The sequence below is a fragment of the Nocardia sp. NPDC049149 genome (assembly GCF_043197455.1).
Taxonomy (GTDB): domain Bacteria; phylum Actinomycetota; class Actinomycetes; order Mycobacteriales; family Mycobacteriaceae; genus Nocardia.
Genome location: NZ_JBICTD010000019.1, coordinates 37,503 through 51,591, shown reverse-complemented (window position 1 = coordinate 51,591; position 14,089 = coordinate 37,503). Strand labels below are relative to the sequence as shown.

General features: G+C 65.9%; 11 protein-coding genes. 5 read left to right on the top strand and 6 right to left on the bottom strand.

The annotated features are described in order from the left end of the window. The first annotated feature begins 14 nt into the window (after positions 1 to 14). From ACGFNJ_RS42805 to ACGFNJ_RS42790, 4 genes are all read left to right on the top strand, one after another. Complete coding sequence (locus ACGFNJ_RS42805) at positions 15 to 1,280, top strand: LeuA family protein (RefSeq protein WP_393462176.1); 1,266 nt, start codon at positions 15 to 17, stop codon at positions 1,278 to 1,280. Next, positions 1,264 to 3,258: an aconitase family protein gene (locus ACGFNJ_RS42800; protein WP_393462174.1), complete on the top strand. Its 1,995-nt coding sequence runs from the start codon at positions 1,264 to 1,266 to the stop codon at positions 3,256 to 3,258. The genes ACGFNJ_RS42805 and ACGFNJ_RS42800 overlap by 17 nt, the downstream gene beginning before the upstream one ends. Continuing rightward, on the top strand, positions 3,255 to 4,316 hold the full coding sequence (locus tag ACGFNJ_RS42795; protein ID WP_393462172.1) for an isocitrate/isopropylmalate family dehydrogenase: 1,062 nt from the start codon (positions 3,255 to 3,257) through the stop codon (positions 4,314 to 4,316). The genes ACGFNJ_RS42800 and ACGFNJ_RS42795 overlap by 4 nt, the downstream gene beginning before the upstream one ends. Positions 4,317 to 4,393: 77 nt before the next feature. Continuing rightward, positions 4,394 to 5,548, top strand: coding sequence for a PLP-dependent aminotransferase family protein (locus tag ACGFNJ_RS42790; RefSeq protein WP_393462170.1), 1,155 nt, complete (start codon positions 4,394 to 4,396; stop codon positions 5,546 to 5,548). Here ACGFNJ_RS42790 and ACGFNJ_RS42785 read toward each other — a convergent pair. From ACGFNJ_RS42785 to dpgA, 5 genes are read right to left on the bottom strand one after another with little or no spacing between them, the layout of a single operon-like run. Continuing rightward, positions 5,521 to 7,392: an ArnT family glycosyltransferase gene (locus tag ACGFNJ_RS42785; RefSeq protein ID WP_393462168.1), complete on the bottom strand. Its 1,872-nt coding sequence runs from the start codon at positions 7,390 to 7,392 to the stop codon at positions 5,521 to 5,523. The genes ACGFNJ_RS42790 and ACGFNJ_RS42785 overlap by 28 nt on opposite strands. A gap of 16 nt (positions 7,393 to 7,408) precedes the next feature. Next, entirely contained in the window at positions 7,409 to 8,722 is a 1,314-nt protein-coding gene (locus tag ACGFNJ_RS42780; protein ID WP_393462166.1) for a PLP-dependent aminotransferase family protein, read from the bottom strand. Next, positions 8,706 to 10,067, bottom strand: coding sequence for an enoyl-CoA hydratase/isomerase family protein (locus tag ACGFNJ_RS42775; RefSeq protein ID WP_393462164.1), 1,362 nt, complete (start codon positions 10,065 to 10,067; stop codon positions 8,706 to 8,708). The genes ACGFNJ_RS42780 and ACGFNJ_RS42775 overlap by 17 nt, the downstream gene beginning before the upstream one ends. Then, positions 10,060 to 10,755, bottom strand: a complete 696-nt coding sequence (gene dpgB, locus ACGFNJ_RS42770) for an enoyl-CoA-hydratase DpgB (protein ID WP_393462162.1) — start codon at positions 10,753 to 10,755, stop codon at positions 10,060 to 10,062. The genes ACGFNJ_RS42775 and dpgB overlap by 8 nt, the downstream gene beginning before the upstream one ends. Before the next feature lie 28 nt (positions 10,756 to 10,783). Beyond that, positions 10,784 to 11,839, bottom strand: a complete 1,056-nt coding sequence (dpgA, locus tag ACGFNJ_RS42765; protein ID WP_393462160.1) for a 3,5-dihydroxyphenylacetyl-CoA synthase DpgA — start codon at positions 11,837 to 11,839, stop codon at positions 10,784 to 10,786. A 468-nt stretch (positions 11,840 to 12,307) separates the two neighbouring features. Here dpgA and ACGFNJ_RS42760 point away from each other — a divergent pair, with 468 nt between their 5' ends. Beyond that, on the top strand, positions 12,308 to 13,147 hold the full coding sequence (locus ACGFNJ_RS42760; RefSeq protein WP_393462158.1) for a methionyl-tRNA formyltransferase: 840 nt from the start codon (positions 12,308 to 12,310) through the stop codon (positions 13,145 to 13,147). 122 nt (positions 13,148 to 13,269) lie between these two features. On the opposite strand, the gene dpgD is transcribed toward ACGFNJ_RS42760, so the two are convergent. Then, complete coding sequence (gene dpgD / locus ACGFNJ_RS42755) at positions 13,270 to 14,085, bottom strand: enoyl-CoA-hydratase DpgD (protein ID WP_393462156.1); 816 nt, start codon at positions 14,083 to 14,085, stop codon at positions 13,270 to 13,272. Between the last annotated feature and the right edge of the window lie 4 nt (positions 14,086 to 14,089).

Here is a 14,089-nt window from a genome sequence, read left to right as displayed (position 1 = left end):
TTGGGTGCGGACCGATGTCTCACGTTATCCGTGATTCCAATGGTGCCGAGGTCGGGTACGGCAGGTGGTTCACTTGGAACAACACGCCCAAGGTGACCGAAGCGCGGAACACAGCGGGTCGCGGACCCTTTTTCGACGAAACGCTCCGTGACGGGCTGCAGGCGCCCAACGTGCGGAATCCGACTTCGGCGCAGAAGCTCGCCCTGGTGGACCATGCCGTCGCGGCGGGTGTCGGCGCCGCCGACCTCGGCTTTCCCGGTGCCGGCGGCGGGGCGCTGAAAGAATGCATCGAGATCGCGAGGCATATCGACGCCAATGGTTACAAGCTGGCCCAGGGCTATGCCGGGCGCACACACGTTGCCGATGTCGGCGCCATCTGCGAGGTAGCACAGGCCGCAGGCGTATCGGTCGATGCCTACATATTCATCGGCATCAGCCCTATTCGGCAGTATGTCGAGGATTGGGATTTCGGTTCGATCCGGCGCAATATTCAGGATTCGGCGCGGATGTGTTCCCAGGAAGGGGTGAATTTCGTACTCGTCCTGGAAGATACTGTCCGATGCCCGCCGCAGTTGCTCCGGCAGATCTATGACGTCGCGATCGATGTCGGCGTTCGCCGGATGTGTCTGTGCGATACCGTCGGCGCCGCGCTGCCGAGCGGCACCGAGACACTCGTGAGGTGGTCCATCCGCTACTTTGCCGACCGTGGGCATCCGGTGGACTTCGAATGGCACGGACACAACGACCGTGGGCTCGCGCTGGCCAATTCGCTCACCGCGCTGTCGGCGGGCTGCGTCCTGGTACACGGCACCATCCTGGGGATCGGTGAGCGAACCGGCAATGCCTCGCTCGACCAGTTGATCGTGAACAGCCACCTCGACGAGGGTGCCGCCTACGATCTCATCGCGTTGCGGAAGTACTGCGAGTTCGCGTCCGAGGTGCTCGGCACCGCGATACCGCACAACTATCCAGCGATGGGCAGCGATGTTTTCACGACCAGCGCGGGCGTGCACGCGGCCGCGATCCTCAAGGCCCACACCAAAGGTGATGTGCTGGCCAAGGACGCGGTGTACTCCAGTGTCCCGGCAAGCCTTTTCGGGCGGACGCAAGAAGTGATCATCGACGCCAGCTCTGGGGCAAGCAACGTGCGCTACTGGTTGGCCACTAACGGTGTCGGCGATGACCCGGTTCTGGTCGGCAAGATCCTCCGGCATGCCAAGGGGAGCAATACCCCGCTGACCGACGACTTGATAAGGCAGATCATTGCGGCGACAGACTGAGCCGGGCACGAAATCGTTCCGGCTACACGGCGAAGTCCTGGTCCTCACCGAGGACACCGAGCTGGTGGCGGCGCAGCTGGCCGGCGACAGCGCGCCGAGCGTGCCGGAGCTTGTGCGAAAGCCGTTGTGCGACAACATCTCCACCGACGAGATAATTCCCGGCTGGTGCTGCTACTGGTATGACGAGCAACTCCGCGACTTTGCCTATCTCGGCCTGCGTGGCCGCAAGGTCACCCGGGGTGCGGTCAGCGCGTTCGGACCGCAGGTCATTGTCAGCGGCGCGGCCAAGGGGTGTGGCTCGTCCCGCGAGCACGCCGCACTCGCGGAGAAGTACGCGGGCGTCGAGCTGGTGTTCGCTCGCTCGTTCGAGCGCATCTACGAGCAGAACTGTCGCAACATCGGCATCGTCACCTGTACCGATTTCGCACTGCTCGATGCACTCGTCGCATGCGAAGAGCTGCCGCTCGAGCTGTTCACCGCAGGCGCGAACGACATCGAACGCGCCATCATCGATCTGGGCGGGCTGTTCGGCTTCAATCGCGCGAGCACCACAGCAAGTGGTACCCCGGCAGTATCGCGGTTCGCTCCGCCCCGGCCCCTCAACGCCGTCGAGAAGGTGTTGCAGAGCAGACTCTCGCCGCGCAACGGCCCGCCGCCGAACAGCGTTGTCGCCGTTGGTGAGTCGTACTTCGTGCAGGCCGACATCCGTTTCTCGCACGAGTACGTGACGCCGATGGCAGCGGAGATGTTCTCCCTGGAATTCGGCGCGGCGGCGAGCCCGGTGCAGCCCGAAACCTGTTACTACTTTCAAGATCACCTCTCCCTCGCCGAATCGGTGCTGAGCAAGCGCGTCGACGGCACGGATCTGATTGGGCGCGTCAACACTCTGCGCAAGCGCCAGAAAGAGTTCGCCACGAGCAGCCAGGGCAATTTCATCGGGCCGGGTCAGTCCGGTGGCAGCCGGGCTATCTGCCACAACTACATCGTCGAACATGTCGCCGAGCCCGGTGACGTGATCATCGGTACGGACAGCCATACCTGCACGGCTGGTGCGATCGGCGCGTTCGCCTTCGGCGTCGGCGCGACGGACATGGCCAATGCGTGGTACAACCGCGAGATCCTGGTCAAGGTCCCTGCGGCGATCAGGATCGAACTGCGGCAGCAGTTGCGGCCGGGGGTGTGCGCGAAGGACGTCGTGCTCACACTGCTCGCGCATCCACAGATCCGCGGCAGCCGGACGCTGGGCAAGGTGCTGCTGTTCGGCGGCGAGGGCGTCGCGGGGCTGACCGTCGACGAACGAGCGACGCTGTGCAACATGGCTGTTGAGGCCGGTGCGATGACTGCACTGGTCGAGCCGGACGTCCGGACCCATGAGTACCTGGCCGGGCGGCCGCAGCGCCGCGGGATCGACCGAAGCGAGCTCGTCGTCTCCGATGTGGGCGCGAGTTACGCTGCGGTCGTTGAGCTCGCGCTCGACGCGGTAGAGCCGATGGTGGCGCTGCCCGGTGATCCGCGTAACTCGGTGCCACTGTCCTCGATTCACGATGCGGTGGCCGTGGACAAGGTCTACGGCGGCTCGTGCACCGGTGGCAAGGCGCACGACATGGACATGTACGCCAGTGTTTTCGCCCGAGCGCGTGAGCACGGCGCATCCGTGCCGACCGGAGTCCAGGCGTTCATCCAGGTCGGCAGCGAAGACGTCCTGCGCTACGCGACGGCTCGCGGCTATCTCGAGCTGTTCGCCGCTGTCGGGGTGACCGTGCTGCCTCCATCGTGCGGCGCCTGCATCAACGCGGGCCCCGGGGTGTCGGAAAGCGCGGCCGAGGTCACCGTGAGTGCCCAGAACCGAAACTTTCCCGGACGCTCCGGACCGGGGCAGGTGTACCTCGCGTCGCCCTATGTGGTGGCCGCCACCGCTATAGCGGGACGGCTCAGTTCCGTCGAGGCCATGCTCGCCGAAGCGAGCGGAAACCGATGAGGCTCGCGGTGATTCCGGGCGATGGGATCGGTCGCGAGGTTGTCCTCGCGGTGTTGCCGGTGCTGGCCTTGCTCAACGAGGCGTGCGATCTAGGGGTCGAGCACGACGTATTCGGTTGGGGCGCCGACGAATGGCTGGCTACGGGCACCGGCTTACCGGACGGCGCGCTGGACTCGCTCGCAACGGAGTATCAAGCGATAGTGCTCGGCGCGCTGGGCGACCCCCGGATTCCCGACATGGCGCACGGCCGCAGCATTCTGCTCGGACTACGCCGCGGTCTTGATCTCTACGTGAACTACCGCCCGCTCGACTTGCCGACCGGCCGGATCGATCTTTTCCGCGAGAACACGCAGGGGCTCTACGTCGGGGTCGGCGGAACGATCGCGCGCCGCGGCTCGGTCAGCGTCGCCATCGACGAATGCGTGTACACGCGAGAGACAGTGGAGAAGTTCGTACGGTTCGGGCTGCGGCGACTCGCCGATACCGGACGTACGAAGGTGACCCTGGTGCACAAATCCAACGCCGTGCCGAACACCGGACGCCTCTGGCAAGAGGTCTTCGAGGCCGAAGCGGCGGGGTTCCCGCAGCTCTCGGCTGGGCAGGAATACGTCGACTCGTTCTGCTACCACCTGGTGCGCGATCCGTCGTCGTACGAGGGCGTGCTGGCGCCGAATCTGTTCGGCGACATTATCAGTGACATCGGCGCCGCTCTGATGGGTGGATTGGGTCTCGCATCGAGCGCGAGCATCTGCCCCGAGACCGGCTGCGGGCTGTTCGAACCAGTACACGGCAGTGCGCCGGACATTGCAGGCAAGGGGATCGCCAACCCGGCCGCGGCGGCGATGTCGCTCGCTATGGCCCTGGACCACATGGGGTACGGCAAACAGGCTGTCCTCCTGCGTGATTCTGTTCGCGAGGTGGCCGGCACCGAACTCGCGACGCCGGACCTCGGCGGGTCCGGCACCACCGAGGGGTTCATGGCCGAGGTCACCGATCGGCTGGGCGCCCGGCTCGGCGGCGAAGCCGATCGGGCGGGCGAACCCGCCACCACCGCGTGAACCGAAGGCAGCGTATGGATAGTCGAACCGTTTCCACCGCAGGACCCGGCCAGGTGGCGCTAGGCTCCAGTTCCATTGTGCGCGACTCGCTCGCGCTGACATCGCGTCCGGAAGTGATCTCGTTCGCCGGTGGGCTCCCGGCGCCCGAACTGTTCGACATCGACGGCATCAGATCTGCCTACGAACACGTCTTGCGTGAATCCGGTTCGCGCGTCCTGCAATACTCGGCGACCGATGGTGATCCGGCGCTGCGCGATGCCATCGCGCGGTTGCTCGCCCGCGCCGAATTGCCCACGGTCGCGGACGATCTGCTGGTGACCACCGGGGCCCAGCAAGCCCTCTACGTGCTGGCGGCCGCATTGCTGCAGCCCGCCGACGTCGTTCTCGTCGAGAACCCCACCTATCTGGCGGCGCTACAGGTGTTCCGCTCGGTGCACGCACAGGTTGTCCCGGTACCCACCGACGATGACGGCATCGTGGTCGAGGCCCTGCGTGAGCTCGTCGCCGAACATCGGCCCCGCATGGTCTATCTGGTGCCGACCTTCCAGAACCCCACCGGTCATACCTTGCCCGCGGACCGCCGCGCCGCCGTTTCGCGGATCGCCGCCGCGAACGACATGTGGATCGTCGAGGATGATCCTTACGGAGAGTTACGGTTTCGCGGTGAACGGCTGCCGCTGATCGCTTCCTACGAGGAGTCCGCCCAGCGGACCATTCTGCTCGGCAGCCTGTCCAAGCTCCTCGCTCCCGGGATGCGTCTGGGCTGGCTGCGCGCGTCCGCGACGGTGCGCGCGGCGTGCGCCGTCGTCAAGCAGGCGATCGACCTGCACAGCTCGACGATCGACCAGGCCGCCGCGGCGGCCTATCTCGCCGCGAGCGACCTGGATGGTCGGATCGCCCGCGCCCGGCTCCTCTACGGCGAACGCTGCGATGCGTTGCTGGACGCACTCGCCCGAACACTTCCGCGCGGCAGCAGTTGGAGCCGCCCGAACGGCGGAATGTTCGTATGGGTGCGGTTACCCGACGGATTCGACACCACCGCTCTACTCCCAGCTGCCTTGGCCGAGCGGGTCGCCTATGTGCCGGGAGCGCCGTTCTACGCCGGTGCCGCTGATTCGTCGACACTGCGGATGTCGTTCAGCGCCCACCCTCCCGCGGAGATTCGAGAAGGTGTCGAGCGCCTGGCCGCCGTGCTCGACGGTCGTCAGTGGGACGGCCGCGAAAGGTCGTAGAGGGCAACGCCATCCACTGTCGTGGGAGCGAAGCTGTCCGTGACCCACTTGGTGATATGGGCGTTCGCTCCGGTCTCGCGCTCGCGCCCGTTCGGCGTGATGATGAAGTATCGGATATCACCCTGCGCGGCAAGCGCTTTGAACTGCTCCAGCGTCGGTGCAGGATCGCGGCCATTGAAGCCGCCGATCGGCATGACAGGCAGCTGGGCGGCCAGCTGGTATCCGGCCGCGTTCATCGATCCGATCGCCGCACCCGCCCAGCGGTAACCGGAGCCGTCGCGTCGCAGCACGCGAACCACTTCGGCACTCGGGGTAGAGGGTTCGAGGAAGAACGCGATCGACCCCGGAGTCACGCCGCCACCGGTCGGTGCGGCGACGACCGGGCCTGCGATGGGGTTGGTCCCGTAGTGCGGGTGCGCGATGGTGTGCACGGTGTACGCGACCGGTCCCGCGAAGGCGGTCAGCGCGGCGGCCGCCGCGACAACGATGCCGGGCTTGTGCCGCACGAGCACGGCGACGAGGGTGAGCGATCCGACCGCCACCACCGCCCACCGTAGCCACGGCAGGAAACTCGCACTGCGACTCAACAGCATCCACGCGGTCGCCGTGGTCGAGCCGAGCGCGAGCGCCACGGCGACGCGTACCGGCAACCGGTCACGGTAGCGCCAGGCCAGGGCGGCTCCGATACCGACCAGCGCGGCGATCGCAGGTGCGAGGGCCACCGTGTAGTAGGGATGGAAGATCCCCGCCATGAAACTGAACACGAGGCCGGAGACCGCCAGCCAGCCACCCCAGAGGAGCAGCGCCGCTCGTCGGCTATCGGTGCGAGAGGACCTGCCGTACAACAGGATTCCCGCTGTCAAGGCGATCAGCGCCGCCGGGATGAGCCACGCGGCCTGGCCACCCTGCGCTGGTTCGAAGAGCCGGGTGATGCCCGTGCCGCTCGGCCCGGTCGCGCGGCGGACCGCTTCGACGCCCGGCGTGCCGACGCCGCGACGGTCGTTGCCCGTCAGCCGGTCGAACCCATTGAAGCCGAGAGTGAGTTCGACGACGGAATTGTTCTGGGAGGCACCGATCCACGGCCGCGACCTGGCCGGCCAAAGTTCCACCGTCAGCAGCCACCAGGCGGCGGCCGCGACCATACTGACGCCGGTCACGAGTAGCTGAGCGATGCGCTTGCCGAGCCGCGGTGGACCCGCGATGAGATAGGTCAGCGCCAGGGCGGGCAACACCAGCAGGACTTGCAATTGCTTTGTGAGAAAACCGAACCCAACAAGCATGCCGGTGAGGACGAGCCAGCGGGTGCGTCCGTCGCCGAGTGCCCTCGTCAGCGCCCACGCCGCGGCGACTTCCAAGAACACCAGCAGGGCATCCGGATTGTTGAACCGGAACATCAGTGCGGCCACCGGCGTCACCGCGAGCGCGTAGCCGGCGACCAATCCGGCACCGGGGCCGAACGTCCTGCGTACCGTCGCCCACAGCAGCGCCACCGCCGCGGTGCCGAACAGTACCTGTGGCACCTGAATGCTCCAGCTGTTCAACCCGAACGCCCGCACCGATAGTTCCATCGGCCATAGCGACCCAGGTATCTTGGCGGCGGTGATCGAGTTCGCGGAGTCGGAGGACCCGAAGAAGAAGGCCTTCCACGATTGCGAACCAGCCTGTGCAGCAGCGGAATAGAACTCGTCAGCCCAGCCGTTCGCGCTCAGGTTACACAGGTAGGCAAGGGTTGTCGCCGCCAGCAGCAGTGCCACACCCGGCCATTCGCGTCGAATGTCGAGTGCTTGCGGCACGCTGTCCGCTTCAGCGGGATGCTTCGTCGGCGCGGCACCGGTTTCGTTCATGCGACTTTCCTCCCGGTCATGCGCGGCGACCCGCACCGGGCGGGGGCAGCGGTGCGCGTGCGAGCACCTCGTTCTCGATGAACGCGTTCAGCCGCGCAACCCCGCTCCTGATCTGTGCTTCGTCGAGGTAGCTGCACGACAGACGCAGCCGGTGACTGCCGCGTCCGTCGAGATAGAACTGGTCCATCGGGGTCCACAGCACGCCGTAACCGGACGCGGATCTCTCCAGGAGCGCGAGATCCACCCGTACCGGAAGGCGCATGACGACGAAGAACCCGCCGTCCGGCCGATTCCACTCGATCGCAGGCCAGTCGCGCGCGCCTGCGTCCAACGCGGACAGCAGACATTCGAGGTTGCGTTGGTACCGTGCGGCTTTGCGTCGGTTCCGCTCGGCCTGCGTGTCACCGTCCGCGAGCAGCATGCCACCGACGACCGCCTGCGCGAGCGGTGCCGTATTGACGGTGACCATGGTTTTCAATGCGGCGATCTCATCGGCGAGCGATCCACCGCTGTCCACCTGCTGTCCTGCGACCACATATCCGACCCGAGCACCGGGAAAGCAGGTCTTGGCGAACGTCCCGACGTGCACCACGCGTCCCGCCGTGTCCAATGCCGCGAGCGACGGCAGCACCTGGTGCCCGAGTGCGGTGAAGCCGTACGGATTGTCCTCGAGGACAACGAAGTCGGCGTGCTCGGCGAGCTCGAGCAGCCGGTGTCTCGCCGCAATGGGCATCCGGCTGCCGCCGGGGTTGGCGAAATCGGGCGCCACGTAGCAGATCCGGATGGGTTGCCCGGAATGTGCGGCAGCGGAGCAGGTTTCGGCGAGCTGATCGATGTCTATGCCGTTCGATGATTCGGGAATCGGAACGACAGGCAGATCGAGCAGGCGTGCGGCGCCGACGATGCCCGGATAGCAGGGGTTGGCGACCGCTACCGCCGCCCTGCCCTGCGCGGTGGACAATGCCCGCAGCACCAGAAACAGCGCCTCCTGTGCGCCGACGGTGATCACGATCGCGGACGGATCTGCGACGATGCCTTCGTCGCGCCGCAGGGTCTCGGCCACGATGTCGTTGATGATGCCGCGGCTCGGACCGTACTCGAACATCAGTAGCCTGGCTCGCTCCTGGCCGTAGCCTTGGTCGTGCAGGTATGCGAGGAAACGCTCGATATGACGCTGTGGTTCGAGGTCGCCGAAGAACTCGGGGTGTGGGGCGCCGGGCGCGAAGGAGATCGCCTCGGGATACCGGGACATTATCTCGTTGAGGAAACTCACCGAGCCGAGCACGGGATCGTCGAGCGACCCGTGTAGCGCGCTACGTCTCAGCCGCACGGTTGCCTCCCGCGAGTTTGCGGCGACGCGATTCCTGCCAGCGGCGCTCGATGTTGGCCAGCACGTCGGGGCTGTACGTCCGTTCCGCCTGCACTGTCGCGAACTCTGCCAGATAGTGCCGGTACACGTCGACCGGTTCTTCCGCCAGCGTCAGCATCCGGCGATTGGCCACCACAGCGGGCTCGGCCAGATCCGCGATCGCGGCCGCGATCGCGGCGTCCATCTCCGCTGCGGGGACGACCTCGTCGCAGATCAATTCGGCGTCCCGGTCGGTTGCCGCTATCCGTAAGCCGCCCAGGATGATTCGGCGGGCGAGTCGACTGCCGACCGCTCGCGACAGCCGGAGGTTGGCGAGTCCGGGGACTATGCCCTCTTCCGCGGCCGGGAGACCGAAGAACGCGTTCTCCTCGGCGATGACGCGGTCCATGGCCAGCAGCAATTGCATGCCGCCGCCGATGGCGAAGGCGTCGACGGCAGCGATCCACGGCTTCTCCAGCGGGCCGGTATCGATCGAACCCGAGGGATCGTCGCCGGCGTGCAGCCCGCGCATGATCTTGTTGATGAAGCCGAGCTCACGACCGAGCAGGAAGTCCACGAACGAGATTCCGCCGTTGCGCAGATCGGTGAGGTTCATCCCCGCGCTGAACACCCGCTTGCCCCGATACCGCGGCGAGCTGCTCGTACCGCCCCGTAAGACGCCGACCCGTACGTCGTCGTCGAGCAGCGCGAGGTCCACTGCCGTCTCGGTGTCGGCGACGAGCTGATCGTTCTCCGCGTTGAGCGGATGACCGCCGCGAAAAGTGAGGTGGGCGGCGTACCCGACCCGCTCGACGACCACCGAGGGCAATTCGACCTTGCGGTCGTGCCGAAAGGTGTCGAGCAGCTCGATCGCCCCCGTGGTCGGCCTGCGCATCGCGTCGATGAGGTGGGCCCCCGATCGCCGCGAGTGCAGTACCGCCGAACAGAAGATCGCCTGGTCGATCTCGCGACCGTCGCGTTCGGCCTGAATGCGGCCGCGTTCTTCGGCGATGCTCGCCGCGGTCGGCACCAGACCTGGAAAGCGTTCTGCCGCAGCGCTGATCAGCTCAGGCAGGCGCCGATGGCACGTCCGCTGCGCAGTCAACGTGTCGTATACCCGATCGACGTTTCTGGCTAGAAAGTCTCGACGCGCACTCCTGGCGGCGGCGAACGCCTGATCCACCGTGCGCTGCGACTCGGCATCACGCAGCGTTCTCGGCGGAAGGCCGGCGATGACCGCTTCGCAGCGCGTGACGACCTCTTCCAGGCGTGGGGCATCGAGGTCGAGATCACCGGCAAACTCCGGAGCCGACGGTGGTTCAACCATCGCGCCGCCGCAATTCACGGTCGCACGCGGCCAGATGAACGCCGAGCGCATCATCGAACTCGGCGGTGACGGCTTCGTGCAGCAACTGTCTGCGGACGGCCAGTTCGGGCCTGGAAAGCCAACTCGCACCGAGGATTACCCGCTCGGCGACGGCCTCTGCATCGGCGGCCAGTTCGTCGAGCACACCGAGTTCGAGCGCGTCGTTCGCGGTGAGTGTCGCGCCGCGAACCATCAGTCGCCGGACGCCAGCCTGCCCCACTTGCCGTACCAATCGGTAGAACACCATGCCTGGCCACAGGTGTCCGTCGTCGCCGGCGAACATCAGTCGCGCCTTCGGGGCGGCGATTCGGTAGTCGGCGGCGAGCAGAATATCCGCGCCGGGTCCGTGGCACGTAGCTTGCACGACCACCACGCTCAGCGCAGGTGATTGTTCGAGCCGGCGGACCGCCCGCTCCCACCGCCGTACTTCCTCGATATCGGCCGCGGAGAGGCCGGTTCGTTCGGGCTGCACAGGCTCGTCGAGGACGAAAAGCACACTGGTCAGCTGTGTTTCGGCGGCCAGCCGGGCCGTGACGGCGATCAGCTGTTCGGTGAGATCGCTCAATGATGTCGCCTGATCCAGCCGGATTGTCAATGTCGTTGCGCCGGAGGCGGTTGCGTCGCCTGTCTGCAACACAGGTTGGATCACGTCCACCCGATATCCTCGATCGTTGTCGTTACCACTGGATCAACGCCATCTCGATCGAGGTCCCAGGACCCATCGTCATCATCACCCCGAATTCTCCGGTGGTCACCGTGTTTTCCTCGCGCAACCTGTCGAGCGAAAACAAGAACGAGCCGCTGGAAAGGTTGCCGTGATTGCGCAGGACGCCCGTCGTGTGCCGTAAGTCGTGGCGGGTCAGTCCCAAGTTCACCCGAATCGAATCGATCACTTTCTTGCCACCGGAATGCACAATCCAGTGCGCGATGTCGTGGCGCCGGAGATCGAATTCGTCGAGCAGCCGAGTGACACTCGGCTCCGCGTGCGCCCCGATCACGTAGGGGATCATCGGATCCAGATAGAAGCTGAACTTTCCGTGACTGTCGTCCCAGTCGTAACGCATCGCGTGGATCGCCTCGGGAATCATCATGCTGGAGAACCCGAGAATCGAAGGCGCGGACGCGTTCTCCTGGTCCGGGCGGGTCATGACGGCCGCAGCGGCGGCACCGTCGCCGAAGAGGCTGTTGACCACGGCGGACCGCAGCGTCCCGTCATGCAGGTAGGCGGCGGAGGACACCTCCACGCAGACCAGCACGGCGAGCTCGCCGGGATGTGCTCGGGACCAGGCGTTCACCGCAGCGAGTGCGTTGAGACCGGCGTTGCAACCCATGCCGACCACGTCCAGCCGGTAGCAATGCCGATCGAGGGGCAGGTCGTGGACGAGCCAGGCCGCCAAGCCGGGGGTGAGAAAGCCGGTGCTGGTCACACAACACAGGTGCCGGATGTCCGCCGGTGTCGCGCCGATCTTGCGCAGGCAGACCAGGAGAGCGTCACGCCCCAGTTCGGTACCGGCGGTCCGGTGCTTTTCCAATAGTTGGCGCTGGGTCTCTTCGGTGAGTCGGTCGGCGGTGTGCGGCGGCAGGGTCAAATTCCGTCGTTCGATGGCACCGTTGAGAAACAGCGAGCGCACACGTGGGTCGGTGATGCCGAAGCTGTCGAGTAATTCTTCTTGTGAGTAGGACGTGGAGGGGACTGCCGTTCCGACACCAAGAATTCGCGAGGTCGGATTCACCAACTCATGCTCCGCCCGTCGACACCCCGGCCTGGCGCGGCGCATCGGTGCGGGCGCGTCGACGCGAAGGTCGCCGCTCCGGCAATTGATCTGCACGGCATACGAGATCCATTGTGAATCACATCCATTCCCTGGGGAGCCCGGCTCGGGCACGATCGGACCCAGCGGATCGTCGCTCGGGGAGCGTAGCCCGAACCGGCAATGAACGGCGGCGTGGTCTGCCCATGGTTGGGAACGCTGTGTTTCCCCGGATGCTCTTGATATTCGGGCGGTTTCGACGTGCCGACTGGCTTCGGCGATCGGTGCGGCAGCATGAGCGGCCGAATGATGTTGTGCGGCAGCATATTCTGGTGTATGCGGCGGGATGGGGGGATGTGTGCCGAGCAGCGGCGCTGCCATGGCGGATCTAGGACGAACAATGCCCAACGGTGGGGATATCGAGCCGGTCTTGCCTGCGATACTGCGACTATGAACGACGCGCTTCGGGTGGTGATAGTAGCCGGCGGCGCTGCGCACTTCGCAACCGTCAATACAATATGCGAGAAATCCGGCTATTCGGTGGTGTCCTGTTTCAGCGCTCGCTCGGTGAAGTCGGGCTCGCCGGTTCTGCCCGCATCGTCCGCGGCGGCCGGAGACTTGCTGGAAGTGTTGCCGGGAGGGATGGACCTGGTGCTGCCGGGCAGTGCCGCTGGATTGGCTGACGCATTGCCCGGATATCGACCCGACATCGTCGTGGCATGTGGTTTCCCCTGGAAGTTTCCGGCCGATGTGCTCGACATTCCCGAGTTCGGCGTGCTCAACATCCATCCGTCGCTGCTCCCGAAACATAGGGGGCCCATGCCGATCGCATGGGCCATCAGAAATGGAGCCACCACCTTCGGCCTGACAGTCCACCGGATGGACGAAGAGTTCGATACCGGCGAGATCCTGTGCAGCCGGGGTGGCATACCGCTGGATGAAGATCCGACGCCGGAACGATTGTGGGACCGAATGGATCCGGTGCTCAACGACCTGCTGCCCGACGCGCTCGGCAAGGTCGTGGCCGGAGTTCCCGGCCACCCACAGGACGCGCGGGAGGCATCGCGCGAGCCGGCCTTCGAGCCCGCGTTCTACCGGGTGGATTGGTCGAATACTACCCTCGAGGTACACAACCAGGTGCGGGCGCTTCGCTCGATGGGCACCGGGCCGGTCGCGCAGATCGGCCATCGGCGGATCAGGGTGTTGCGCACCCGACTCGACGCGGGTGCGGGGGAGCGGGTGGAATGCGCCGACGGTCCCTTGTGGATCGTCGAATCCGTACCCGCCTGAGTCGGTCCGTTCCGGCGATGGGCTACGTTACCTGCTCGGATTCTCTTGGCGGAGTCTTGTTCTCGTGCACTGATCGCTGGCATCTGCGCAGGTGGTTCGGTGACCAGCGGCGGCCTGACTGGTCATGCCGGGTGGTCAGGGGTGTCGTCGTCCTGCGGCGATTTCCCCCACCGCGGTTGGCGCTTCTCCTGGAAGGAGAGTCGGCCTTCGATCGGATCCTGGCTGGCCGCGCGGCGTTCTTCCCAGCGATAGCGAGTGGTGAACGCCTCCGCCAATGGTCTGCCCTCGGCCTTGACCGCGGCCTCCTTGACGGCGCGAACCGACAACGGCGAGCACCGCGCGATATCTCCGGCCCAGCCGGCGACGCAATCGTCCAGTTCCTCCGGCGCCACTACGTCATTGACGAGCCCCAGCTCGAAAGCGCGTGCGGCGGCGAGCCTCCGGCCGCTGATCAGCAACCCCATCGCGGTGTGCCACGGCAGCTGCCTGGACAGCCGGAACACGCCGCCCGCGCCCGGTACCAGGCCGAGCGTCGCCTCCGGCAGCCCGAAAACAGCGTCGGTGGCGGCGACGATGACATCGCAGGCGAGCGCGAGTTCGAAGCCGCCGCCGAGCGCGTATCCGCGTACCTTGGCGATGATCGGTTTGGACAGCTCGAAGCGTTCGGTGAGCCGTGGCCATCCGGGCTTCCCGTAGCTGCCGAACGTGGTTGGCGCATGCGCGCTCGACTCCTTCAAATCCTGTCCGACGGAAAATGCTCGGTCGCCCGCTCCGGACAGGACAGCGACCCGAGTTTCATCGTCGGCCTCGAAATCGTCCCAGACCATGCACAACTCCTCGTGCATCCGCGAATTCATCGCATTCAGCACTTCGGGTCGCCGCATCGTTATGTGCGCCACTCGGCCGATTTTCTCGTAGCGGATGGTCTGGAAATCCATGGCT

What these genes read in the sequence shown, in the direction of transcription:
- ACGFNJ_RS42805 (WP_393462176.1), top strand. Translation starts at nt 15, where the DNA reads ATGTCTCACGTTATCCGTGATTCCAATGGTGCCGAGGTCGGGTACGGC.
- ACGFNJ_RS42795 (WP_393462172.1), top strand. Translation starts at nt 3,255, where the DNA reads ATGAGGCTCGCGGTGATTCCGGGCGATGGGATCGGTCGCGAGGTTGTC.
- ACGFNJ_RS42785 (WP_393462168.1), bottom strand. Translation starts at nt 7,392, where the DNA reads ATGAACGAAACCGGTGCCGCGCCGACGAAGCATCCCGCTGAAGCGGAC.
- ACGFNJ_RS42775 (WP_393462164.1), bottom strand. Translation starts at nt 10,067, where the DNA reads ATGGTTGAACCACCGTCGGCTCCGGAGTTTGCCGGTGATCTCGACCTC.
- ACGFNJ_RS42760 (WP_393462158.1), top strand. Translation starts at nt 12,308, where the DNA reads ATGAACGACGCGCTTCGGGTGGTGATAGTAGCCGGCGGCGCTGCGCAC.
- dpgD (WP_393462156.1), bottom strand. Translation starts at nt 14,085, where the DNA reads ATGGATTTCCAGACCATCCGCTACGAGAAAATCGGCCGAGTGGCGCAC.